Annotated in this window: 22 protein-coding genes; 9 read left to right on the top strand and 13 right to left on the bottom strand. The window is 57.5% G+C overall.

Going from position 1 to position 22,123, the window contains the following annotated elements; all coding sequences use genetic code 11:
* Positions 1-15: 15 nt before the first annotated feature.
* The 6 genes from paaE to paaI form a co-directional block, all read right to left on the bottom strand.
* Positions 16-1,167 (bottom strand): 1,2-phenylacetyl-CoA epoxidase subunit PaaE, encoded by a 1,152-nt coding sequence (gene paaE / locus ACG98I_RS07410; protein WP_394719661.1) that lies wholly within the window; start codon positions 1,165-1,167, stop codon positions 16-18.
* Positions 1,167-1,736 carry a 1,2-phenylacetyl-CoA epoxidase subunit PaaD gene (paaD, locus tag ACG98I_RS07405; protein WP_394719659.1) on the bottom strand — a complete coding sequence of 190 codons (570 nt, stop codon included), beginning with the start codon at positions 1,734-1,736 and terminating at the stop codon, positions 1,167-1,169. The genes paaE and paaD overlap by 1 nt, the downstream gene beginning before the upstream one ends.
* A gap of 14 nt (positions 1,737-1,750) precedes the next feature.
* Positions 1,751-2,587, bottom strand: coding sequence for a 1,2-phenylacetyl-CoA epoxidase subunit PaaC (paaC, locus tag ACG98I_RS07400; protein WP_394719657.1), 837 nt, complete (start codon positions 2,585-2,587; stop codon positions 1,751-1,753).
* On the bottom strand, positions 2,584-2,871 hold the full coding sequence (gene paaB / locus ACG98I_RS07395; protein WP_003846891.1) for a 1,2-phenylacetyl-CoA epoxidase subunit PaaB: 288 nt from the start codon (positions 2,869-2,871) through the stop codon (positions 2,584-2,586). The genes paaC and paaB overlap by 4 nt, the downstream gene beginning before the upstream one ends.
* 27 nt (positions 2,872-2,898) lie before the next feature.
* Positions 2,899-3,894, bottom strand: coding sequence for a 1,2-phenylacetyl-CoA epoxidase subunit PaaA (gene paaA, locus ACG98I_RS07390; protein WP_394719656.1), 996 nt, complete (start codon positions 3,892-3,894; stop codon positions 2,899-2,901).
* A 126-nt stretch (positions 3,895-4,020) separates the two neighbouring features.
* A complete protein-coding gene (paaI, locus tag ACG98I_RS07385; RefSeq protein ID WP_394719655.1) occupies positions 4,021-4,467 on the bottom strand; it encodes a hydroxyphenylacetyl-CoA thioesterase PaaI in 447 nt (148 codons plus the stop codon).
* Positions 4,468-4,652: 185 nt separating this feature from the next.
* Between paaI and ACG98I_RS07380 the strand changes: the two genes are divergently transcribed.
* The 3 genes from ACG98I_RS07380 (at position 4,653) to ACG98I_RS07370 (ending at position 8,302) form a co-directional block, all read left to right on the top strand.
* Positions 4,653-5,288 carry a TetR/AcrR family transcriptional regulator gene (locus ACG98I_RS07380; protein WP_394719653.1) on the top strand — a complete coding sequence of 212 codons (636 nt, stop codon included), beginning with the start codon at positions 4,653-4,655 and terminating at the stop codon, positions 5,286-5,288.
* A gap of 330 nt (positions 5,289-5,618) precedes the next feature.
* Positions 5,619-6,884 (top strand): AMP-binding protein, encoded by a 1,266-nt coding sequence (locus ACG98I_RS07375; RefSeq protein ID WP_394719935.1) that lies wholly within the window; start codon positions 5,619-5,621, stop codon positions 6,882-6,884.
* 89 nt (positions 6,885-6,973) lie between these two features.
* A complete protein-coding gene (locus ACG98I_RS07370) occupies positions 6,974-8,302 on the top strand; it encodes an MFS transporter (protein ID WP_394719652.1) in 1,329 nt (442 codons plus the stop codon).
* A 21-nt stretch (positions 8,303-8,323) separates the two neighbouring features.
* On the opposite strand, the gene ACG98I_RS07365 is transcribed toward ACG98I_RS07370, so the two are convergent.
* Entirely contained in the window at positions 8,324-9,283 is a 960-nt protein-coding gene (locus ACG98I_RS07365; RefSeq protein WP_394719650.1) for an NAD(P)-binding domain-containing protein, read from the bottom strand.
* 87 nt (positions 9,284-9,370) lie between these two features.
* Here ACG98I_RS07365 and ACG98I_RS07360 point away from each other — a divergent pair, with 87 nt between their 5' ends.
* Positions 9,371-9,928 (top strand): VanZ family protein, encoded by a 558-nt coding sequence (locus tag ACG98I_RS07360; RefSeq protein ID WP_394732552.1) that lies wholly within the window; start codon positions 9,371-9,373, stop codon positions 9,926-9,928.
* A gap of 21 nt (positions 9,929-9,949) precedes the next feature.
* Here the strand turns inward: ACG98I_RS07360 and ACG98I_RS07355 are convergent, their stop codons facing one another.
* From ACG98I_RS07355 to ACG98I_RS07340, 4 genes are read right to left on the bottom strand one after another with little or no spacing between them, the layout of a single operon-like run.
* Positions 9,950-11,236, bottom strand: coding sequence for a class I SAM-dependent methyltransferase (locus tag ACG98I_RS07355; RefSeq protein ID WP_394719933.1), 1,287 nt, complete (start codon positions 11,234-11,236; stop codon positions 9,950-9,952).
* A gap of 53 nt (positions 11,237-11,289) precedes the next feature.
* Positions 11,290-12,813 carry an FAD-binding protein gene (locus tag ACG98I_RS07350; RefSeq protein WP_394719646.1) on the bottom strand — a complete coding sequence of 508 codons (1,524 nt, stop codon included), beginning with the start codon at positions 12,811-12,813 and terminating at the stop codon, positions 11,290-11,292.
* Between the two features lie 57 nt (positions 12,814-12,870).
* The gene (locus ACG98I_RS07345) at positions 12,871-13,485 is read right to left on the bottom strand and encodes a response regulator (RefSeq protein ID WP_394719645.1); all 615 of its coding nucleotides are present in this window, start codon (positions 13,483-13,485) and stop codon (positions 12,871-12,873) included.
* Positions 13,486-14,616 (bottom strand): sensor histidine kinase, encoded by a 1,131-nt coding sequence (locus ACG98I_RS07340; protein ID WP_394719931.1) that lies wholly within the window; start codon positions 14,614-14,616, stop codon positions 13,486-13,488.
* A gap of 178 nt (positions 14,617-14,794) precedes the next feature.
* Between ACG98I_RS07340 and ACG98I_RS07335 the strand changes: the two genes are divergently transcribed.
* From ACG98I_RS07335 to ACG98I_RS07325, 3 genes are read left to right on the top strand one after another with little or no spacing between them, the layout of a single operon-like run.
* Positions 14,795-15,811 (top strand): ABC transporter permease, encoded by a 1,017-nt coding sequence (locus ACG98I_RS07335; protein ID WP_394719643.1) that lies wholly within the window; start codon positions 14,795-14,797, stop codon positions 15,809-15,811.
* On the top strand, positions 15,811-16,491 hold the full coding sequence (locus ACG98I_RS07330; RefSeq protein ID WP_394719641.1) for an ABC transporter ATP-binding protein: 681 nt from the start codon (positions 15,811-15,813) through the stop codon (positions 16,489-16,491). The genes ACG98I_RS07335 and ACG98I_RS07330 overlap by 1 nt, the downstream gene beginning before the upstream one ends.
* A gap of 40 nt (positions 16,492-16,531) precedes the next feature.
* Positions 16,532-17,293 (top strand): TIGR02206 family membrane protein, encoded by a 762-nt coding sequence (locus ACG98I_RS07325; RefSeq protein WP_394719639.1) that lies wholly within the window; start codon positions 16,532-16,534, stop codon positions 17,291-17,293.
* Here the strand turns inward: ACG98I_RS07325 and ACG98I_RS07320 are convergent.
* On the bottom strand, positions 17,268-18,731 hold the full coding sequence (locus tag ACG98I_RS07320) for a bifunctional ADP-dependent NAD(P)H-hydrate dehydratase/NAD(P)H-hydrate epimerase (protein ID WP_394719637.1): 1,464 nt from the start codon (positions 18,729-18,731) through the stop codon (positions 17,268-17,270). The two genes, ACG98I_RS07325 and ACG98I_RS07320, sit on opposite strands and share 26 nt — an antisense overlap.
* On the bottom strand, positions 18,719-19,528 hold the full coding sequence (locus tag ACG98I_RS07315; RefSeq protein WP_394719635.1) for an Fpg/Nei family DNA glycosylase: 810 nt from the start codon (positions 19,526-19,528) through the stop codon (positions 18,719-18,721). The genes ACG98I_RS07320 and ACG98I_RS07315 overlap by 13 nt, the downstream gene beginning before the upstream one ends.
* A 69-nt stretch (positions 19,529-19,597) precedes the next feature.
* Between ACG98I_RS07315 and ACG98I_RS07310 the strand changes: the two genes are divergently transcribed.
* Positions 19,598-21,094, top strand: a complete 1,497-nt coding sequence (locus ACG98I_RS07310; RefSeq protein WP_394719633.1) for a DUF1846 domain-containing protein — start codon at positions 19,598-19,600, stop codon at positions 21,092-21,094.
* A gap of 34 nt (positions 21,095-21,128) precedes the next feature.
* Positions 21,129-22,067, top strand: a complete 939-nt coding sequence (locus tag ACG98I_RS07305; protein ID WP_394719632.1) for a rhodanese-related sulfurtransferase — start codon at positions 21,129-21,131, stop codon at positions 22,065-22,067.
* Positions 22,068-22,123 lie beyond the last annotated feature (56 nt).

The following is a 22,123-nucleotide window of genomic DNA, read 5'->3' as shown; positions in this document are numbered from 1 at the left end:
GAAATCCTCCCAGGCTTAAGCGTCGAAATCGAGCTTGATAGAAGGCGTCTTCGGACGTGACTGGCAGGTCAAAATGTAGCCCTTTTCAATCTCATCCTTTTCCAGCGCGAAGTTCTCCGCCATATCTACTTCACCTTCAACCAGCTTGGCGCGGCAGGTACCGCACACACCGCCAGCGCAAGCGAAAGGAACATCAGGACGGGCGCGCAACGTTGCATTCAGCAAGGTCTCATTCGCGGACTCTGGTGATTCAATCTTTCCGCTCAACCCATCCAAGTTGAATGTGATTTCCACATTCTTTCCATCCGGGTCTGCCTCCACGTGGCGGCCGGTCTGCTGCTGCGAACCGGTTGGCTTGCCGGTGGTAAAGAGCTCATAGCGCACCGCTTGTTCATCGATCTTGCGGCCATTGAGCTCATCGCGCACCAGCTGCACGAGCTCGAATGGTCCACAGAGGAACCATTCATCCACCGCATTCGTACGGACAACATTATCCAGCAGAAGCTGCAGCTTCTCTGCATCAATACGTCCGGAAAATAGTGGGTTGACACGCTGCTCGCGCGAGAGCACATGGTGAACTGCGAATCGCGTCGGGTACTTATCTTTCAAATCGCCGATTTCTTCAGCGAACATCACTTCCGAGCCGCCCTTATTGGCAAAAATCAGCTCAAAGGTGCTGTCTTCGCTTTCCGCCAGGACGGTCTGCGCAATCGCCATAATCGGAGTAATACCGGAACCCGCGGCAATCGCGACCAAGTGAGGGTTGGAAATCCGCGCAATCTCATCACGAATCGCATCCGGGTTATTCAACCCCGTCAGGTGCGTCTTGGACACGAAAGCACCCTGCGGGTTCATCACGTCAATCTCCATGCCGGCTTCCAACGTGTCATTTGCCCACGTGGAGAAGATGCCGCCGCGGTCACGCTTAATCGCTACGCGCAGTCGGCCCGGGCGTGGGACATCACAAATTGAGTAGGACCGGCGATGCTCCTGGCCATCAATGGTTGCGCGCAGCGCCACGTATTGGCCGGGCACATAGTCATAATCCGCCTGCAGCTCTTCCGGGATATCGAAAGATACCTCAACCGCGTTATCGGTAAGCGGGCGAACCTTCGATACCGTCAGCGTGTTGAAGGTGGCCTTTTTCTTGGTCATCGAAGTAGTCATTAGTGCACCTTGAAGTAGTCGAAAGGTTCAAAACAGCTCTTGCAGCTATACAGTGCCTTGCATGAAGTTGAACCGAATTGGGCAAGCTTAGAAGTATCTTTGGAGCCACAGCGTGGGCATTCAACAGGTTTAGGCGGCGCCAGTGTGAGCGGTACCGGGCCGCCCGCAGCGGCCTTACCAGTAGGTGGGGCGATGCCGTAGTCCCGCAGGTTCTTCCGGCCTTCTTCAGTAATCCAGTCCGTCGTCCATGCCGGTTGCAGCACCAGGTCCACATGGACGTCCTCGTAGCCTGCGGCTTTGAGCGCATCTGCGACATCGCCGGTGATATGGTCCATCGCCGGGCAGCCCGAATACGTTGGCGTGATAGTTACCACCGCAGCGCCATTATCGTCTTTGGCCGCGCGCAAAATCCCTAAGTCCGCAATCGAAATGACGGGGATTTCCGGATCTGGTACTTGCGCCGCAATATCCCAGACGCGAGCATCCGCGCTTGCCGATGGTCGAAGCTCATGCTCAGAAGGCTTGACCGTGGGCTTATCAAAAGGGTGGGGAAGAGAGACAGCAGACATCACCAAACCTCCTTTTACCAGGTCGCGCCAGGATGCTGGCGCGCCAGCGATTGCATTTCTGCCAGAATGTATCCGCGCTGCTCGGAGAATTTTCCGGTGCGCTGTGAAGAACGCGCGGGTTTTACATTCGGTACCTCAACGTTGGATTTTTCCAGCACGTGTTCGATGCGCGCGGTGACCTCATCGCGCAGGGAAGAAGGCAGCACAGCAATGCCTGCCGATGCCAACTTCTCATGCACCTCTAAATCCTCAAAGAGCTCAGCGAGGTATGGCCACATGAAATAGATGCCCTCGCTAATGCGACGGTGCGATTCTTCGGTACCAAGGCCCAAACGCAGCATCCACTGATTAGAGTGGTCAACGTGGTACTCCACTTCCTTCAGAGCCTTAGCCGCAATTGCAGCCAGAGTCTCATCCGCTGATTCCTGCAGCTTCTCATAGAGCGCGTACTGGTAGTGGCTAAAGAGCAATTGCCTAGCGATGGTCTGACCGAAGTCGCCATTTTCTTGCTCGACCAGGCGCACACTGCGGAACTCTTCCTCATTGCGGAAATAGGCCAGGTCATCTTCACTCTTATCCCACGCGGTGCCCGCGTAGGTGAAAAGGAAACGGGCGTGACCGATGAGATCGAGTGCGATATTGCCCAGTGCAATATCTTCTTCCATCTCTGGTGCGCGTGAAATCCACCAGCCGAGGCGCTGGGCGAGGATCAGGGCGTCATCGGCAAGCATGAGCGCATATTGCGCAACCTCTTCTGATGCCTTGACCCCAGAGTTGCGGATATCTTCGGCGGAAATCGCCGTGCCCAACGACTGGGTCGTGGCTGAATCTGAAGCAGCGAAACTACTCATAGGTGCGGCACCCCTTCGCTCTTGTTGTAGTACGTAGCGTGGCGGTAGGCCTTACCCTTGGCCGATTCGAAGAAACCGCCCTTAGAATCCGGGTCGGTTGCAGAGATTGCTTCCGATGGCACAACCCACACGGAGCTGCCCTCATTGCGGCGGGTATACAGATCGCGGCCATTGCGCAGTGCCATCGTGGCATCAGGTGCGTGCAAAGAACCGGCGTGAACGTGTGAAAGCCCGCGGGAGGAACGAACAAAGACCTCCCACATTGGCCATTGGTTTTCAGTCATGGGGATTGACTCCTTTTTCAGTTGGGTTTAGGCGGTGAGCGCTGCGTCGGCGCCGTGGTACTTCTTGGCAAATTCTGCGGCTGCTTCACGCACCCACGCGCCATCTTCATGGGCCTGGCGGCGGCGCTGCATACGCTGCACATTGCAGGGGCCTTCGCCCTTGATGACCTGCTTGAACTCATCCCAGTCCAGTTCACCAAAGTCATAGTGGCCGCGCTCTTCATTCCACTTCAGGTCTGGGTCTTCAAAGCTCAAGCCCAGGGCCTCTGCCTGCGGAACGATCATGTCCACGAAGCGCTGACGCAGTTCATCATTGGAAAAGCGCTTGATATTCCATTCCATGGACTGCTGTGAGTTCGGGGAATCCGTATCTGGTGGGCCGAACATCTGCAGTGCCGGGCCGTAGAAGCGGTTGATGGCTTCCTGCGCCATCTGCTTTTGTGCCTCGGTGCCATGAGCCAATTCATAAAGAATCTCCCAGCCCTGGCGCTGGTGGAAAGACTCTTCCTTACAGATACGCACCATCGCGCGGCCATAAGGGGCGTAGCTAGCGCGGCACAGTGGCACCTGGTTACAAATCGCTGCGCCATCCACCAGCCAGCCAATCGCGCCGATATCAGCCCAGGTGCGCGCCGGGTAATTGAAGATGGATGAGTACTTCGCGGTGCCGTCGAGCAACTGCTGGACCATCTCGTCGCGTGAGGTGCCCAGGGTTTCTGCCGCCGAGTACAGGTACAGGCCGTGTCCGGCCTCATCCTGGACCTTGGCCATCAAAATGGACTTGCGCTTTAGCGATGGTGCGCGGGTAATCCAATTGGCTTCCGGCTGCATGCCGATGATCTCTGAGTGAGCATGCTGTGAGACCTGACGCACCAGCGTCTTGCGGTATGCCTTGGGCATCCAGTCCGTGGGCTCGATGCGGGAATCAGCGGCAATGATCTCATCAAAAAGTTTCTGGCCAGCCACGTCATCAGCATCAACAGAAGCCAGATGCGGGCTTGGGGATGATTGTGCGGTTGTCATGGTGGGCAACCCTCCTCATGTGCGGGGTGAAAAATAACGAATATCCAAATACTTACTGAATGGTTGGTCAGTATATGGCTAAATGTGATGCACGTCAACCTTTAGTGATTTTTTGTCACGCGATACTTAACCGCGCGCCTCTGGTTTCCCGGGCAATTGCCGGAACGTGCCGCGAAACTCAGCGATGGTCTTACCGTTCTTGGTCAATTCCACATCGACGATTCCATTGCGGCCCCATTGCTGTTTGATGACGGCGGTGCCGTGAATTTCATCGCCGTCGAAGGCAGGTGCCATGTAGTGAATCGAGTTGTGGACTGCCACGGCGACTTCGCCGGGGGAGTTGCACGCGCCGGCGAAGAGGGAATCTGCGAACGTATACAAGAATCCGCCTTGGGCAGTTCCATGCCCATTGCACATTTCTGGGCGGATGGTGAAATTTCCCTCGCAGCGCCCCAGGCTCAGCTGAGTGATGGAAATTCCGAGGTGGGCGGTGGCGTAGTCATCGGCGAACATGTCGCGGACGTGAGTAAATTCTGGTTCCTGGGCAACCCCAGGGGCGAGAATCTGGTGCATTATTGCTCCTTGCAGACGGTGCTGCGCGGGCAACTTGGCGTGATAAAAAGCGTGTGTGGTGATGGCTATCATACACACATTTCTGACTTTCCGGTCGGTAAGTTTAACTCTTCTGCCAGTGGCTTTGCTGTGTTGATTCTGTTTGCGCCTATTCATTTTCAAAAATATTTGCTTGAATAGCACGTGTGAACCCAACTGTTAAAGTCCAAAACTCCGCCTCCGAGGAAGCTTCCTCCCATGGCGCAACGCGGGGGCGTCCTGGCTATTCACGTGAGGATGTCATCGACGCCGCAGTTCGCGAATTCAATCAACGCGGATATGAGGCCACCAGCATGGGGCATGTTGCCAGCGTGCTGGGGATTTCCAAATCGGCGCTTTATCACCACATTTCTTCGAAAGAGGAAATCCTGGACTCCGCGGTGACCCGTGCGCAGGATTCGCTCGATGCGGTGGTTGATGCCGCCACGGCAAAAGGCCTCACCGCGGGCGAGCAAATTCGCGAGCTGATTTTCGGCGCTATTGACGTGCTCTGCCATGACCAAGAAGCCGTCACATTGCTGCTTCGCCTGCGCGGCAACTCGGAATTGGAACTCCGTGCCCTCAAGCGTCGCCGCGAATTTACCCGACGCATCATGCCGCTGATTGATTCCGCGCAATCTGCTGGGGAAATCCGTACCGACTTGGATGCTGGCGTGCTTGCGCGTCTCATCTTTGGTCTCATCAACTCTGTTATCGAGTGGTATGAGCCCGGCGGGCGTCTATCGCCGGAAGAAATCGCTCGGCATGCGGTGGAGCTAGTCTTCCACGGCATCGAGTCTTAGTCTCATCGCGCTCACAAATCTCCCAGTGAGCGCGATGTTTTTATGCCTTCATCACCCCCCATTATGTGATGTACTTCTAAAAGTTTTCGCGAATGTGTTGCAGTTAACAAGGTTGGTGGGTACGCTACATCACATGATTTACCTGACCGATTGGTAAGTCAGTAAATGATTTGAACTTTAAGCGCCACTATTCTGCGCGGCACCCTGACACAGGGAAGCTTGGTTTGAATAAGGGTGTGTGTGGACTCGCCCCGAACTTTTCCCCGTTGAGAAAGGCACCTTACGTTGACCGCCACGATTGATATCTTCTCAGATAACCACGGCCCCCAGATGGGTATCGAGTACGCATCGCGCGATGAAATCATCGCGCTGCAAACCCACCGCGCGAAAAATGAGCTGCGCCATGCGTACTACAACGTTCCGCATTACCGCCGCGCTTTTGATGAAATCGGCGTACACCCGGATGATTTCAAGGAACTCGCCGACATGGCGAAGTTCCCATTTACTGATAAGTCCACCCTGCGCTCCAATTACCCATTCGGCATGATGGCTGTGGGCCAGCACCAGATCGCGCGCATCCACGCCTCATCCGGCACCACCGGCCGTCCAACCGTGGTGGGATATACGCACAATGACATCAAGATTTGGGCTGAGCTCGTCGCCCGTTCTTTCCGTGCTGGTGGCCTGCGTCCCTCCGATAAAGTCCAGGTAACTTTCGGTTATGGCCTATTTACCGGCGGCCTCGGCGCGCACTATGGCGTGGAAGCACTGGGTGCTACCGCCATTCCGACTTCCGGTGGCCAGACCGAGCGCCAAATCCAGCTCATGCAAGATTTCCAGCCGGACGCCATCCTGGGCACTCCCTCCTACATGCTGACCTTGTTGGACCGTATGAAGAAGGAAGGCATCGATCCACGGGAGACCTCGCTGCGCGTCGGTGTCTTCGGCGCCGAGCCGTGGACCGAAGGCATGCGTCAAGAGCTCGAGGCCGGTTTCGGTATCGACGCCACCGACATCTATGGCCTCTCCGAGGTCATGGGCCCAGGCGTGGCGCAAGAATGCGTGGAAACCAAAGACGGCCTCACTGTCTGGGAAGACCACTTCTACCCAGAAATCATCGACCCTGAAACCCTGCAGCCGGTACCTGATGGTGAATACGGCGAGCTGGTGATCACCACGCTCACCAAAGAAGCACTACCCATCATCCGGTACCGCACCCACGATCTTACCCGCATCTTGCCGGGCACCGCGCGCTCCATGCGCCGCCTGGACCGTATCTCGGCGCGTAATGATGACATGATCATTCTCCGCGGCGTTAACTGCTTCCCTTCGCAATTCGAAGAAATCATCACCGAAGAACCTCGACTGCGCCCGCGTTACCAGTGCGTACTGTCGAAGAAGGGCCGCATGGATCACCTCACCCTTCTGGTTGAGCGCGACCCAGCGACGACCGAAAATGACATTGAAGAAGTGCGTGACTGGCTAGGCAAGCAGATCAAGCAGCGCATCGGCGTCACCGTCGAAGTCAGCATTCAAGACCAGGTTGATTCCGGCGATGGCAAAGCCAAGCGCCTCATCGACAACCGCAATCAGTAAGAGACCCTCAGCAAGACCCACAATTCCTATATTGTCCTCGGCGGGCATCTCAAGATGCTCGCCGCCGATACCCCGGAGGCTGAAAGCACATGACTGCTTCAACCCAACACAGCACACCGCAAGCTCCACAAGCAATGACCTCTGAGCACAAACGCGTGCTCGCCGGATCGATGGCTGGCACCACCATCGAGTGGTTCGACTTCTTCATCTACGCTCAGGCAGCGGGCCTGATTTTCGCCGCGCAATTCTTTGACCCGGTCAGCAATGAAAACCCTTCGCTGGCGCAGATCATTTCCTGGGCATCATTGGGTATTTCATTCCTTTTCCGACCACTCGGCGCCATCCTCGCGGGCCACCTTGGTGACCGCATGGGCCGCAAGCCAGTCCTGGTCATCACGCTACTGGGTATGGGTCTTGCAACCATGCTGATGGGTCTTTTGCCGACCTATCAAGCCATCGGCATCGCTGCGCCAATCCTGCTGGTGCTGCTGCGTATCCTTCAGGGTATGTCCGCCGGTGGCGAGTGGGGCGGCGCAGCCTTGCTGACCGTTGAGCACGCCCCGAATGGTCGCCGCGGATTCTTTGGCTCCTTCCCACAGATTGGTGTTCCAGCGGGTATGGCACTGGCCACCATCTTCATGCTGGTGCTCTCTGCTGTACTTACCACTGAGCAATTCCTCGATTGGGGCTGGCGCATCCCATTCTTGTCCTCGGTCATCTTGATCATCGTGGGCTACTTCATTCGTCGCTCCGTTGAAGAGTCCCCAGCTTTCGAAGAGATGCAGGAGCTGAAGAAGGATTCTTCCGCACCACTGGCGATCCTTTTCCGCGACCACTGGCGCACCGTCTTGAAGTGCGCGCTGATCTTCGCTGCGAATAACGCTATCGGCTACTTCGTTATCGCGTATTTCATCTCCTACGGCACCACCTACGTCGGCTATGAACGTACTGACGTGCTGGGCGCGTCCCTGGTCGGTGCTGGTTTCTGGCTCGCATCCACCCTCTTGTTCGGCAAGCTTTCCGATACCGTCGGCCGCAAGCGCACCTTCCTCATCGGATACATTGCGCTCGCGATATGGTGCGTGCCGATGTGGCTGTTGATTGACACCGGCAACATCGCAATGTTCTACGTCACTGTTATTGTTACCGGCGCGATGCTTGGCCCTACCTATGGCCCGATGTGTGCGCTATTCGCTGAGATGTTCCCGGTTAAGGTTCGTCTGTCCGGCGTGTCGATTGGTTACGCTATCGGCTCCATCATCGGCGGTGCTTTCGCCCCGATGCTTGCAGAAATCCTCTACACCACCTACGGAACCTCGATGGCGATTGCCGCCTACAGCGTAGGTATCACCCTCGTCTCGCTCATCGGTGTGCTCTTGGTTCCGAACGGCATCCAGGATAAAGACCTGCACGCCTAGTTCCATCAGGTTCAGCACTACTCAGGCGATTGCTTCGGCGATCGCCTGAGCAGTAGCTTTGGCAAAAGGCCCGACGCCCGCCAGCGTGGCTGAAGCCGCACCGGTCCAATTTCCATAACCAACCAAGTGGAGTCCTTCCACCTCTGGTTGGTTATTTTTATCCAACAGCCGACGAAAAGGCTGCAATGCGGGGCGAAAGCCCGTCGCCCACACCAGGTGATCAGCGTCAATCGCACCCAGATGCGCAACCATGGGCTGCGCGGCCAGCAGGCCCGCATCACGCGCCTTGCGCACCGGCGGCACCGCCACGATATCCCCGTGGATCTTTGCCGGTGCTTCACCCTGGCCCAAAATCTGAGCCCGCGAGCGTCGGAAGAGCACCCGGCCATCCACATCATCCGGCAGAAATTCAGGTTCTTTCCGCGTCAGCCACTGCGTATCCACCCCAGCCAGCGCCAAGTCCGCCGCAATCTGCGCACCCGAATCCCCGCCGCCCACCACGGCAACGCGCTGCCCGGCAAAAGGCTCAGGGCCTGGATAGGTCTGCGTATGCCACTGCGAACCACGAAACTCACCCGGATAATACGGCACAAAAGGTGCATCCCACGTGCCCGTTGCCGCCACCACCGCGCGAGCCCGCCAGGTACGTTCACCCGCTGCCACCACAAATTGCTCACCGTCGTGTGAGACATCAGTGACGCGCACCGGGCGAATTATCGGAAAGCCATAGCGCGCCTCATAGTCGGATAAGTACTGCACCACATGCGATGCCGGTGGGAAACCGGGATAAGAAGGCATGAATTTGCCGGGCAGGCTGGAGGCATCGGCAGGCGAGAAAAGCGTGAGCGAAGGCCACGTATTAGGCCACATCCCACCTGGGCCTTCCTGTGCGTCTAAAATCACAAAATCCAGCCCTTGCTTTTGCACATAATAGGCCGTGGCCAGCGCCGATTGTCCACCTCCCACAATGATGACATCCATGATTGTCACCCTACACACATCCAGCTTGCCAACTCGTTACCTATCTGCCAGCCACCTTTAAGATCCGCCTGTTACGTTAAGTGGGCTATGACCCCAATAACCACACGACCACCACAGGTGATTGAATCCCGCCCGCCACAAAAGCGTCCTCGCTCCCTGGCGGCGGCTTTGGTGATCGCACTGTCAATCGTGGTGATTGCGCTGGTAACGCTGGGCAAACCATTCATTGACATCCCCGGCGTGGTCAATAGCTCGGCGCACGCGATACGCAGCGTTGACTTTCAGCTTTTCGATGGCTTTGACCGCCCCACCTACTGGTACGCCCCGTGGACTAACTCCATCGGTAACGTGCTGCTCTTTATGCCTTTTGGGGCTGCCATTTTTGCGCGCACCCGCAGCTTTGTCACCGCGGTGCTGTTAAGCCTCTTCGCGTCAGTGGGTATTGAAATTACGCAATACGTGTTTGCGCTGGGCTATTCCGATATCGATGATGTCTTCTTCAACACCTTGGGCGGTGTCGCCGGCGCGGGTGCCATGGCGTTGCTGCCGCGCCGCGAGCATGCCGGCTGGATGCGACTGACCGCCATCCTGCTCACCATCTTGCTCGCTGGCATGGCGGTCTTGGGCCTGAAGTACCACGTTTAGCGCAGTGGAAGGCGCAGCGTTTTAGAAGACCGAGTCATTCCACCAGCGGCGCTCGGGCATACCAGCGCGGCCACCTTCTTCATCTAATTTGATGCCGACGAACTGGTAGAGGTTGACCACGTTATGCTCAAAACCCCACTCGGAGCCGGCCATGTACATGCCCCAGAGCTTCGCCGTAGGCAGGCCGACTAATTCCACGCCGCGTTCCCAATTGGCTTTGAGGTTCTCGCACCAATCACGCAGCGTGCGCATGTAATCAAAGCGCAGCGATTCCGTGTGCACGACTTCAAAGCCGATATCCTGCATGGACTTGGTAATCGTGCCCGAACCTGTGAGCTCACCATCGGGGAAGATATAGCGGTCAATGAACGTGCCTTTGGCCGTCTTGTGATTATCCGGGTAGGTGATGCAGTGGTTGAGCATGATGCCGCCTGGGCGCAATTTGTCATGCATGAACGTGAAGAAGTCCTTGTAATTGGCCACGCCGATGTGCTCAAGCAAACCGATGGCGGAGATGCCATCAAAGCCGGTTTCGGTCACGTCGCGGTAATCCAAGAAACGGACCTCGGCCAAATCAGACAGGCCTTCCTCGACAATCTTGGCCTGTGCCCACTCGGCCTGTTCCTTCGAGAGCGTTACGCCCAGGGACTTCACACCGTGGCGGGCAGCAAAGCGGACCATGCCGCCCCAGCCGCAGCCGACATCCAAGTGCGTATCACCAGGTTTGAGGTTAAGTTTCTCAAAAACCAGGCGGTACTTATTTTCCTGAGCCTCATCCAAGGTGGCGTCTTCGGTGGGGTAGTAGGCGCAGGTATAAGTCATGGCGTCGCCCAAAAACAGCTCGTAGAAGTCATTGCCCACGTCATAGTGGTCGGAGATGACCGCCGCGTCGCGCTCTTTGGAGTGGCGCGCGAGGCCGCTGCGTATGGTGCGCTCCAGCCAGGATGCGCGCTCCACCGATGGCACGGGCTGCGATTGGATGGCGCCCATCGTGCCCAGGGAGCGCAGAATTTTCGCCATGACTGTAAATTCCGGCTTGCGGTACTTGTTGTACAGGTCCCGCAAGGAGTCAAAAATGCCATAAGGATGCGCCAGGTGTTCACCTTCGACGGTGATGCCTTCGGTCACATACGCACGAGCCAAGCCCACATCACCAGGCGCGGTCACAATATAGGACAGTCCTTCCACGGAGTTGATATTGACCGTGTACTTCACATCTGGCGAACCGGCCGTCGAGCCATCGAAGGCCTTCCAATAAAAGGGGCTTTCACCGATGAGCATCGCGTCGATGATCTCACCAACAGTCATGGGCTCAAACGCTGTGGTATTCAACTTATTTTGTCCTTTCCTTATTTTTATTTTTAAGCGCCGGTGACGGTCTTTTCATAAAGACCCGGGAACCGTCCATCCGGGTCGTAGACGCTCTTGAGTTTTTCCGGCATATCTCCACCGTAGAGACTTTCGAATTCCTCGCGGCTATAAAACGCTTCCGAATACAGCGATTTATGCCCACCGAGCTCCGATACTTGCTTTTCAATCACGCGGTTAAATGCGCCGGGCTTAGCCTCCGGTGAGACGTGGTCACCTGGCACAGCCGACCAGAATCCGAAGTTAATCCACGTCCTTTCCATACCGAGTGGATATAGTGGCCACGGTACCGAGGCATCTGCGGTAGCGTCGCCCGTGCCGATAAGCTCCGCCGATTGTGCACGCAGGCGAATCGGGCATAGCCAGACCGGCTGGATATCGCAGGCATCAAAGAACCACGCCAGCCAGTCTTCGATGTGCTCGACGGTGACTTCCACGTCTTGCACCACGCGCTCACGGTGCGGCAGGCCTTTTCGCCGGTTGGTCAGATTGTGCTCGACGTTGTACTTGCGGTCGATACCAATAAGCTTCCAATAAAACGCGCTGCGTCGCAGTTCGCGGGGCCAGAGCTTTCTTACCGATGCCTCCTGCGCCCCAAAAGCCCGCGAACACCAGAACCAGTCTGTATCCCAGCGCCAGATGTAATCACGGATGGTCAACCTATCGCGCTTAATGCCTTCCGGGTGGTGCAGCGAGCGGTAGTAAATCTGCTCGCGCGTGTAATCCGATACCGGACCCGGCTCATCGGTATTGACTGCCAGCACGAGGTAGGACTCGGTAGGTGAGAAGGAGACACCATCAATGCCGTGCAGCGGCTGGCCGTCAAATTCTTGGGTATCCACGTAGTGCGCCACGGTTTCCTGATAGCTGGTCAGGTCATCGCAGCGAATGTGGTTTAGCTCCACGAAGTCTTTGACTTCCTCGAGTTCAATTTTCAGCCGCACCGCGTAGCCGAGTGAGCCATAAGAGTTCGGGAAAGACCGAAACAGGTCCACGTTCTTCTCGCGCGAGCAGGTAATGATCTCACCGGTGCCGGTGAGAATATCCATCTCCAGGACCGATTCATGCGGCAGCCCATTGCGAAAAGAGGTTGACTCCACGCCCATGCCGGTTACCGCGCCGCCCAACGTAATGGTTTTGAGCTGCGGAATCACCAGCGGCGCCAGCTTATGTGCAAGTGTCGCATCCACTAAGTCTTCATACGTGCACATGCCCTGCACATCGGCGGTGCGCGCAACAGGGTCTACCTCGATGACCCCGGCCAGCCCGCTGACATCTAACCCTGCGGACTTTCCCGAACGGCCGCGAAAAAGATTCGAGGTCTTCTTCGCCAACCGAACGCGCTGGCCAGCCGGCACATTCTTAAAGCTATCCACCAGCCGGGCCACGCCCTGCTCATGCTGGTGCCAACCGACGGGTACAACTTCTTCAAAATCTACGCTTCGGGACGCTACTGCAGAGCCCACAGCGTTAGTGAGACCCCCGCCTATACTGATTAGACTTTGTCGAATGCTCATGTAAGGCCACTTTAGCCCCGTTTTTCTTTTCTCGCTTAACTAGTGAAACCCGTGTGCCTAAATCAGTTTCCGCTCCCGTGCTACGGTTACTGCCGCCGTGCGATTATCCACGCCCAATTTTTGATAGATGTGAATCAAATGAGTTTTCACTGTCGCTGCGGAGATAAACATCTGCTTCGCCAGTGCTTTATTCGACGCGCCCGTCGCTAATGCCTGCAGAATCTCAATTTCACGCCCCGACAACGCTTGCTGCGGCCGGCCCACCCGTTCAGCCAGCAGGCCCGCAACCTCCGGCGATAGCGTGCGGCGCCCCGCAGCGGTAGCAATGACAGCATCATGCAGTGCTTGCTCCGGCGAATCTTTGAGCAAATACCCCAATGCGCCAGCCTCCACCGCGGCCACAATGTCGGCCTCGGTGTCATAGGTCGTCAAAATCAGCACGGGCGGCCCGCCCATCTCGCGCAGTCTGCGCGTGGCCGAGATGCCGTCTACCTCGGGCATCTGAATATCGCAGACCACCACGTCGACTGCGAGGGAGTCATCGGCAAGCTGCTCAACCGCCGCACCAGTGTCGCTTTCAGCAACCACAGTAATATCGGCAAAGCTATCTAAAATCGTGCGCAGCCCTGCGCGCACCACCGGGTGGTCATCTATGAGCATCACGCGAATCATTTAGCTCTCCTTCATGCTGGTCAGCGGCAGCCTGGCCGATAGTGCGGTGCCATCGCCAGATTCCAGCTCCATCGTGCCACCCACATCCGCAATGCGGCGGCGCAGACCACCCAGGCCGAAACCGTCGGAGCCTTGCTTGCCGATGCCATCATCCACCACATCAATCGTCACCGCCTCCTCGAATACGCCGTAGGTGACAACCGCACGGTCAGCGTGTGCGTGTTTGACCACGTTATTAAGCCCCTCCTGCGCGCACCGGATGACAGCGGCGGCAATCGGCTGCGGTATCTGCGCATTATGATCACCAGCGAATTCCAGCTGGAAGACTGTCTTTTCGCCCAGTGCCTGGCCGCGCTCCCGCATACGAATCAGAATCTGGCGCAGCGCCTCAGGTACTTCCACATCAGGTGCAGCCAAATCGCGCACAAAGCGCCGGGCTTCAGCGAGATTATCCGCGGCAACCTTCTCAATGGTTGTCAGCTGCGCATGCGCGTCATCGGTGCTTTTCGCAGCGCGTGCTAAAAGCACTATGGAGCTTAAACCCTGCGCGACGGTGTCATGAATCTCGCGCGATAACCGCTCGCGTTCTTCTAACCTGCCGGCCTGGTGCTCGCTGGCGGCCAGCTCGGCTTGGGTAGCGCGCAATTGTTGCGCGATGCGCCGATGGTGCTGAATCTCCGCATGGAGCGCTCGGTAGGCGAAAAAGATGGCGACCGCGAGTGCCGTGCCAATGAGCGGGCCAATCGCCGCTGCCACCGACCAGGTGTCCGGATGCAGCCACAAAGGCACAAATGCTGCAATCGCCCATAGCCCCGCCACGGTGATAAGCGCCAGCAGCACCTGCCGCGTGCGCACCATGATGTGCAACGTTAGAAAAACCAGCGGGAACTCCAACCACAGAAAATCCTGCGAGTGCGTCAAAAGCCCCAGCCATAACACGGTGATGCCGCCCAGCCACGCGTATTGCTGCCAGCTATCAATGGTTGCGCCCTTGCGCGCCTGGTTGCGTTCATACACCGTGCCGGTGACGTATAACGCCGCGAGCGCAGCCGCCATCAGTGGCACATGAAAAGCCAACGGCGCGGCAATGAGTGAGCGCAGCACCCCGAATCCCAGCAGGAACGCAAACATTACGTGCAGGCCCACGCGTAGAAAGTCCAGAACGCGCAGCAGCGGATTCACATGTACTTCACTCACCCTGTCTAGGCTAGTGCGAACCGGGGTGGTGACGTCATCAACCACATGGTTGATTTAGAAACCAACCCGCCACCCGATTTCTTCCTGGCCTGTGCAAACCACAATGAAGGTCATGTTCTTAAGTATTCGAGATATCGCATTCGCCCGCGGTCGCTTCACTCTCATGGCCGGCGTCGTGGGACTGATTACCCTGTTATTGGTCATGTTGTCTGGGCTCACCGGTGGCCTGGGCAAACAAAATACCTCCGCCCTTGAAGCGCTCGACCCAGAAGGTGTCATCTTCACCTCCGAGCAGCCTTCATTTACCGAATCCACCATCACCACCGAGGACCTGCGCAACTACTCCGGCATCCCGCTCGGTGTGGGCCAAACCCGCATGGAAGTAAGCGAAGCCGCTGGCGGGATTGCTGCCGGTGTGGGCATCTTCGGCCTGCCCACCGGGAGCATCATCCCCGGCACTGATGTTGCTGTATCCGACGGCATCGCTGTGGCCGAAGGCACCGCCGCCGACTTGAACCTTAAGCCCGGCGACATAGTGACGCTGGCCGGCCAGGAACAAGAAGTCACGGCCATTGCGCCGGACCTTTATTACTCGCACTCACCCGTGGTGTGGACCAGCACCAGCACCTGGGCGGATATCACCCACGCGCCCGCCGGAACCCGCGGCACCGTGATGCTCACTGATGAAGACAGCCCGGACGCCGTCTCCCTGTCAGAGTCCTTCGCCGGGCTCGCCTCCTATTCCTCAGAGCAAGGCTCGTTGGTCACCATGCAAGGATTCCTCTATGCCATCTCAGCGTTGGTGACCATCGCATTTTTATCCGTATGGACCATCCAACGCACCAGGGATTTGTCTATCTTGCGGGCGCTGGGGGCATCGGCAAGCTATTTGCTCAAAGACGCACTGGGCCAAGCCGCCATCGTGCTCACCGTCGGCGTGGGTCTCGGCGGGCTGATCGGCTGGGGGCTCGGCACCCTGGCTGCCGGGGTGCTGCCCTTCGAACTCTCGGCGGCCACCGTCCTGGCACCGGCCATCGGCATCTGGGTGCTCGGCATGCTCGGCGCCCTGCTTGCCACCCGCCACGTGAAAAATACCGACCCCATGATTGCACTAGGAGGACATGCCTAATGACCACCCTTGACATCTCACACGCGACCGTGACATACCCCGATGGTGAATCCACCATCACCGCACTTGATAGCGCGAATCTGCAGGCACGCGCGGGCGAGCTGACCGCGATTATCGGCGAATCCGGTTCCGGTAAATCCACCTTGCTGTCTGTGGCCGCGGGGCTGGTAGTGCCTGATTCCGGCACCGTGCACGTTGCCGGACACGATATGACCGGCGCTGATGAAAAGACGCGCTCGAGTGTCCGCCGCAATAATATTGGCATCATTTTCCAGCAGGCTAACCTCATTGCTTCGCTCACGGTGCGTGAGCAGCTGCTGATGATGGACCATATTCGCGGCGTGCGCCTGCGCCCGCACCGCGCCGATGAGCTCCTGGACCTCGTTGGTCTGGGCGGCATGGGCACCCGACGCATGGCGCAGTTATCCGGCGGGCAACGCCAGCGCGTGAATATCGCGCGCGCCTTGATGGCCGACCCAGAGCTTTTGCTTGCCGATGAACCGACCTCCGCCCTCGACTCCGCCCTCACCCAGGACATCATGGCGCTGATTACGCAGCTGACCACGGAGCTGAACCTAGCGACGGTGATGGTCACCCACGACCGCAGCCTGCTTGCCTACGCGGACGCGGCCGTGGAAGTTCACGATGGTGTTGCGCACCAGGTTGCTATGAAGGCTTAATAATGTGGGCGCGTCGGCTATTAGATACACTGTTGCGTTGATGATTCGACCAGCATTGGCGCACACAAATGGTGCGCGCCCACAGGAGCCTTGGCGCAAGCTTGCCTGGGCACGCCCCTTGGAGTCGCGCTATGAGCGCATGCCGCAATTTGGGGCGCAGCATTTTTCCATGCTGGTGACGGCGATTATCGCCACCGGGATTTTTATGGTGGCGGCGAAAGACCTAGAAAGCCTGGGCAAATTTGACAAGGCCCGCCGCGCGACCGGGTGGGTACTCGGTGTGCTGGGTGGACTATGGGCGGGGTTATCGCTGGATAAGAAACAGCGCGAAGTGCGCGAAACACTGCCGCTGCACTTATGCGATGTGTTGCGCCCGATGATGGCGCTGGCGCTTGTCACCGGCAATTCTTATGGCTTGCAGTTATCTATCTACTGGGGGATTGTGCTCAACCCGCAGGCGATCATCACCCCGGATATGCCGTATTACTTCGAGCCGAAGTGGTTGCTGATTTCAACCTATTGGCTCTTCCACATCGTGGCACTCGCCATTCCGATGGCCCTATTGGCCTCCGGCACGAAGCTCACGTGGAAAGGTTTCGGATTCACGGCAGTGGCAACGCATGCGTGGGCCATCGCAACGCTGATGCTCAATCGCATCCTGGGCAGCAATTATGGTTTTCTCTCCGCGCACCCCAATGGACATTCGGTCCTATCTATCGCGCCCTGGCCGTATAACCTTGCGATCATCGATGTCAGCCTCATGTCCGTCTTTGCCGCTATGACGTACTTTTTGAAGAAATAGAACTCCTTGAAGCAATGGCATTGCTGATTGCTTCAGCGATCTTCATCGCACGAGTCGGTGCATAACCATGCTCGCGCCGGGCGGCGTGTGCCGCAGCATGCGCGTGAATGGCCACCGCGGACAGCAGCAGACGCTGCATGCTATCTGCGCCCTTCGTTGCGCCGGTGGTGTCGTCAGCACCATCTTTGGCTAGCAGTGCACCGATGATACCGGCGAGCACATCACCGGATCCGGCGGTAGCTGCGAAAGAATTACCCGTATTCACGCTCACCGGCAGCGCGCCGGGCGAAGTAATCCGCGTGATGCGGCCCTTTAGCAAGATATGACACCCCCACGCATCTGAAAGTTCTTGCTGAGATTTCTGGCTTTCACCTTGCAGCCGGGCAAATTCCCCCGTATGCGGGGTCAGTACCACCCCGCGCAATTTCGCCTGCAGGTGCGGGTGGTGAGCAATGAGCGTGATCGCATCCGCATCCGCGATGACCGGCAGGCCCGAATCCAGGATGGTCTCCAGTTCTTTCAGGGCGCGCGCATCGGCGCCGCGACCAGGTCCCACGACCCAGGCATCAACCTTGCGTGCCGATGCCACATCATCCGCCGGTACGACCTCGGGGAACTCGCGTGAGCCGCCGATGGTGACCACCATCGAAGTCGTCGTGTTGACCGCCCCGGCCGTGGCCAAAATACCCGCGCCTGGAAATTGCTCACTGCCGGCCGCGATGCCTGTAACACCATGGGTGTACTTATTATCGGTGATCCCCGGAAGTAGATCGGGCAGTGGACCAGTATCGGCCAGCGGGCGCAGATGCTCCGGCCACTCGCGGCGCCCCAGGCTTGCCTCGAAGCTGGTATATCCCACCGGCTCATAATCTTCGAAGACAGCGCCTAGGCCAATATCAGCGATGATGACCTCGCCGCATTCGGGATACACCGCGTGCGGGAGGCGGGCGGCGCCGAAGGTGATGGTGGCATCGGCACGCACACTGCGCGCAGTACCCACGCCGGTGGGCGCATCAATCGCGAGAACCTGCCGCCCACGCGCCATCAGCGCGGCTATATCTTCATCCAACTCCCGCGAGGAACCCAGACCAGCCACCGCGTCAATGACCAGGTCATAGTCATCTGTCGCGGTTAGCTCGCCACCGGCGGCGCGAAACGTGTCCAGCGCTGGCTGGTGCGCATCACCGGCCACGAGCAGCGCATGTACCGTGTGCCCGGCCAAGCTTAAATGCGCGCCGGCATAGAGCCCATCGCCGCCATTGCCGCCAGGACCCGCAACAATCAGTACGGTGCCGGCTGGCGCCATCGCGCCTGCCGCCTCCGCGACGGCCGCCGCGGCCTTCTTCATCAACTCATCGGGCGCTACTTGCCTGGCAAGTAGCGCGTCCTCGGCGGAACGTGCTTGCTGATTGCTATATACCGGGTCTAATGCTGACATGTCGGGCACCAAAATACCTTTCGACCTTCCATCACACGCACTTGAACTTCCGTGCCGCACACATGACACGGCTGACCCGCCCGACGGTACACATAAACCTCACCGCCATGGTCATCCTTACGCGGATCCCGGCCCATGGCTTCCGGCATATGCTCATCGCGGACAGTATCAATCTTGCCCACCGCCACACCGCGCTCCATCAGCTCCACGAGGTCGTGCCACAGGGCGTCGAATTGGGCATCGGTAAGCATTGCTCCTGCACGCTCCGGCAGGATGCCCGCCCGAAACAGCGCTTCGGTGCGGTAAATACTGCCCACTCCGGCAAAAAGCTTCTGGTCCAGCAACAAAGACCCCAACGCCCGACGCGATGCCTGCACCTTCTTACGCAACGGCGCCGGATCTGTACCCGGGCGCAGCGGGTCCCACCCGACTTTGCTGAGCATCGTGTCATACTCCGCCTCATCAATCAGGCGGCAAAATTGCGGGCCACGCAAATTCGCAGCCATCTCGCCATTAGAAATGTGGAGCCGAATCTGCCCGCGCATAACCTCAGGATTCTCAAATAGAAACTGCCCAATGAGCCCTAAGTGCACATACACAATGTGTTCGGGCGAGGGGATATCGAAATGCAAAAAGAGATGCTTCCCCCACGCCTCTGCGCGATCCAGTTGCGCGCCATCTAACGCGGCGGCTTCGCGCGCGAAACGGCCCTGCGGCGAGGAAACTTCCAGCGCGTGGCCGCGAAAATCGGCATTAAAGGTGTGGGCTAAACGGTGAATCACGTGTCCTTCAGGCATGATATCTACTTTATTAGTTCATCAGGTACATTCATTCATTGAAACCTGACGCTTCAAGAAAGGCCCTTTATGACGCACGCTCAAGGATTCGACCGAGAGAAATACATCCGGCTTCAATCCGAACACATCAACAACAGGCGTGCAGACATCGGCGGCAGACTCTACCTAGAAATGGGCGGCAAACTCTTCGATGACATGCACGCCTCTCGCGTTTTACCCGGTTTCACGCCAGACAATAAAATTGCGATGTTAGAGCGCATCAAAGATGACGTGGAAATCCTGCTGTGCATCAACGCCAAAGACATTGCGCGGCAAAAAGTCCGCGCGGATTTAGGCATCCTGTATGAAGATGACGTCCTGCGCCTGATTGACGTCTTCCGTGACCGTGGTTTCCTGGTGGAACACGTGGTGATTACGCAATTTGAAGAGGGCAATGAGCAGGCCGTTGCCGTGGTGGAGCGCCTAGAGCGTCTGGGGCTGAAAGTGTCCAAACACCGAACCATTCCCGGATACCCGACCAATATTGACCTGATTGTCTCTGATGAGGGCATGGGCCTAAATGAATACGCTGAGGTCACCCGCAACCTGGTGGTTGTCACCGCGCCAGGCCCGGGTTCCGGCAAGCTGGCAACGGCGCTGTCGCAGGTCTATCACGAGCTCAATGCCGGTGAGAAGGCTGGCTACGCCAAGTTTGAGACCTTCCCCGTGTGGAATCTGCCGCTGGAACACCCCGTCAACCTGGCCTATGAAGCAGCCACGGTGGATTTGAATGACGCGAATGTGATTGACCACTTCCACCTCAAGGCGCATGGTGAATCCACCGTGAACTATAACCGCGACGTGGAAGCGTTCCCGCTGCTGTCGGCGCTACTGGAGAAGATGACTGGGCATGTGCCATATCAGTCGCCGACGGACATGGGCGTGAACATGGTGGGCTATTGCATCACCGATGATGAGCTCTGCCGCAAGGCCAGCGAGCAGGAGATCATCCGCCGCTACTTCAAAACCCTGGTGGATGAGGCCCGCAATGGCCTGGATGATGAATGGTCATCGCGTGCGGCTGTCGTCATGGCGAAGGCCGGCATCAAAGAAACCGACCGGCCCGTGGTGCTTCTAGCCCGCGAACGCGCCGAAGAAACCGGCGGGCCCGCATCCGCCATTGCGCTTGCCGATGGCACCATCATCCAAGGCCGCACCTCCGAATTACTGGGCTGCTCGGCCGCGATGCTACTCAACGCACTCAAGCATTTGGCGGGCATTGATGATGAGACTTATTTGCTCTCACCGGAATCTATAGAGCCGATTCAAACGCTGAAGACCAAGCACTTAGGTTCGCGCAACCCGCGTCTGCACACGGATGAGGTGCTGATTGCGTTGTCCGTGTCGGCGGCGAAAGATGACAGTGCGCGCAAGGCACTGGATGTGATCAAGCAGCTGCAGGGCTGCGATGTTCACACCACCACCATCTTGGGCTCCGTCGATGAAGCTATCTTCCGCAACTTAGGCGTGCTGGTGACCTCTGACCCGGTCTTTGCGCGCAAGAAGGCGCTCTATCAAAAGCGTTAGGTCTTTTTAAGCTGCGGGATTAGAATTGGTGGACGTGAGCATCGGCAAAATTCTTCTCTACTACGCCTTTACCCCTATCAAAGACCCAGAAGCCATCATGTTGTGGCAACGCGACCTTTGTGAGTCGCTGGGGCTGAAGGGGCGCATCTTGATCTCCGAACACGGCATTAACGGCACCGTGGGCGGGGACATGGACGCGTGCAAAAAGTACGTGCGCAAAACCAAGGAATACCCGGGTTTTAAGAAGATGTCCTTTAAATGGTCGGATGGCGACGCCGATGATTTCCCACGCCTGTCGGTCAAGGTGCGCGATGAAATCGTGGCTTTTGGCGCGCCGGGTGAGCTGAAAGTTGATGAAAATGGTGTCATCGGTGGCGGCGTGCATCTCAAGCCTGAGCAGGTTAATGAGCTGGTAGAAAAGCATGGCGATGACGTGGTCTTTTTTGATGGCCGCAACGCGATGGAAGCCGAAATCGGCAAGTTTAAAAACGCCGTCGTGCCGGATGTTGAGACCACACATGATTTCATCAAAGAGATTGAGTCCGGCAAATATGACTGGATGAAAGACCGCCCGATTGTGTCTTATTGCACCGGCGGTATCCGCTGCGAGATTCTTTCTGTGCTCATGAAGAACCGTGGTTTCAAGGACGTCTATCAGATCGATGGCGGAATTGTGCGCTATGGCGAAAAGTACGGCAATGACGGCCTATGGGAAGGCTCCATGTACGTCTTTGATAAGCGCATGCACCATGAATTCGGTGCTGGCTCAAAGGACCCGGGCTATATTCAGCTCGGCCACTGCGTGCAGTGCGGAACGGGTACTAATACCTTCGTCAATTGTGTCAATGAGGACACCTGCCGCCAGCAAGTATTGCTCTGCGATGATTGCGCGGCACATACTGCGACCGCTAATTGTGGCCGCGAGGATTGCATGGAAGTGGCGGCAGCGCTCGCGGCACGCGAATCTGACTAGGCGATTGTGGATAACTGCCCCGTTTACGTGATGAGTCATTAAAAAATTGTGGATAG

Origin of the sequence: Corynebacterium sp. L4757 (genome assembly GCF_043673995.1) — a bacterium.
Taxonomy (GTDB): Bacteria; Actinomycetota; Actinomycetes; order Mycobacteriales; family Mycobacteriaceae; genus Corynebacterium.
The sequence above is the reverse complement of the archived record's forward strand: the minus strand, read 5'-3'. Positions and strand labels throughout refer to the sequence as shown.

Bases quoted from the DNA above. Each gene is read 5' to 3' on its own strand.
- paaE (WP_394719661.1), bottom strand. From the start codon at position 1,167: ATGACTACTTCGATGACCAAGAAAAAGGCCACCTTCAACACGCTGACG.
- paaD (WP_394719659.1), bottom strand. From the start codon at position 1,736: ATGTCTGCTGTCTCTCTTCCCCACCCTTTTGATAAGCCCACGGTCAAG.
- paaC (WP_394719657.1), bottom strand. From the start codon at position 2,587: ATGAGTAGTTTCGCTGCTTCAGATTCAGCCACGACCCAGTCGTTGGGC.
- paaB (WP_003846891.1), bottom strand. From the start codon at position 2,871: ATGACTGAAAACCAATGGCCAATGTGGGAGGTCTTTGTTCGTTCCTCC.
- paaA (WP_394719656.1), bottom strand. From the start codon at position 3,894: ATGACAACCGCACAATCATCCCCAAGCCCGCATCTGGCTTCTGTTGAT.
- paaI (WP_394719655.1), bottom strand. From the start codon at position 4,467: ATGCACCAGATTCTCGCCCCTGGGGTTGCCCAGGAACCAGAATTTACT.
- ACG98I_RS07375 (WP_394719935.1), top strand. From the start codon at position 5,619: ATGGGTATCGAGTACGCATCGCGCGATGAAATCATCGCGCTGCAAACC.
- ACG98I_RS07370 (WP_394719652.1), top strand. From the start codon at position 6,974: ATGACTGCTTCAACCCAACACAGCACACCGCAAGCTCCACAAGCAATG.
- ACG98I_RS07365 (WP_394719650.1), bottom strand. From the start codon at position 9,283: ATGGATGTCATCATTGTGGGAGGTGGACAATCGGCGCTGGCCACGGCC.
- ACG98I_RS07360 (WP_394732552.1), top strand. From the start codon at position 9,371: ATGACCCCAATAACCACACGACCACCACAGGTGATTGAATCCCGCCCG.
- ACG98I_RS07355 (WP_394719933.1), bottom strand. From the start codon at position 11,236: ATGACTGTTGGTGAGATCATCGACGCGATGCTCATCGGTGAAAGCCCC.
- ACG98I_RS07350 (WP_394719646.1), bottom strand. From the start codon at position 12,813: ATGAGCATTCGACAAAGTCTAATCAGTATAGGCGGGGGTCTCACTAAC.
- ACG98I_RS07345 (WP_394719645.1), bottom strand. From the start codon at position 13,485: ATGATTCGCGTGATGCTCATAGATGACCACCCGGTGGTGCGCGCAGGG.
- ACG98I_RS07340 (WP_394719931.1), bottom strand. From the start codon at position 14,616: ATGTTTGCGTTCCTGCTGGGATTCGGGGTGCTGCGCTCACTCATTGCC.
- ACG98I_RS07335 (WP_394719643.1), top strand. From the start codon at position 14,795: ATGTTCTTAAGTATTCGAGATATCGCATTCGCCCGCGGTCGCTTCACT.
- ACG98I_RS07330 (WP_394719641.1), top strand. From the start codon at position 15,811: ATGACCACCCTTGACATCTCACACGCGACCGTGACATACCCCGATGGT.
- ACG98I_RS07325 (WP_394719639.1), top strand. From the start codon at position 16,532: ATGATTCGACCAGCATTGGCGCACACAAATGGTGCGCGCCCACAGGAG.
- ACG98I_RS07320 (WP_394719637.1), bottom strand. From the start codon at position 18,731: ATGTCAGCATTAGACCCGGTATATAGCAATCAGCAAGCACGTTCCGCC.
- ACG98I_RS07315 (WP_394719635.1), bottom strand. From the start codon at position 19,528: ATGCCTGAAGGACACGTGATTCACCGTTTAGCCCACACCTTTAATGCC.
- ACG98I_RS07310 (WP_394719633.1), top strand. From the start codon at position 19,598: ATGACGCACGCTCAAGGATTCGACCGAGAGAAATACATCCGGCTTCAA.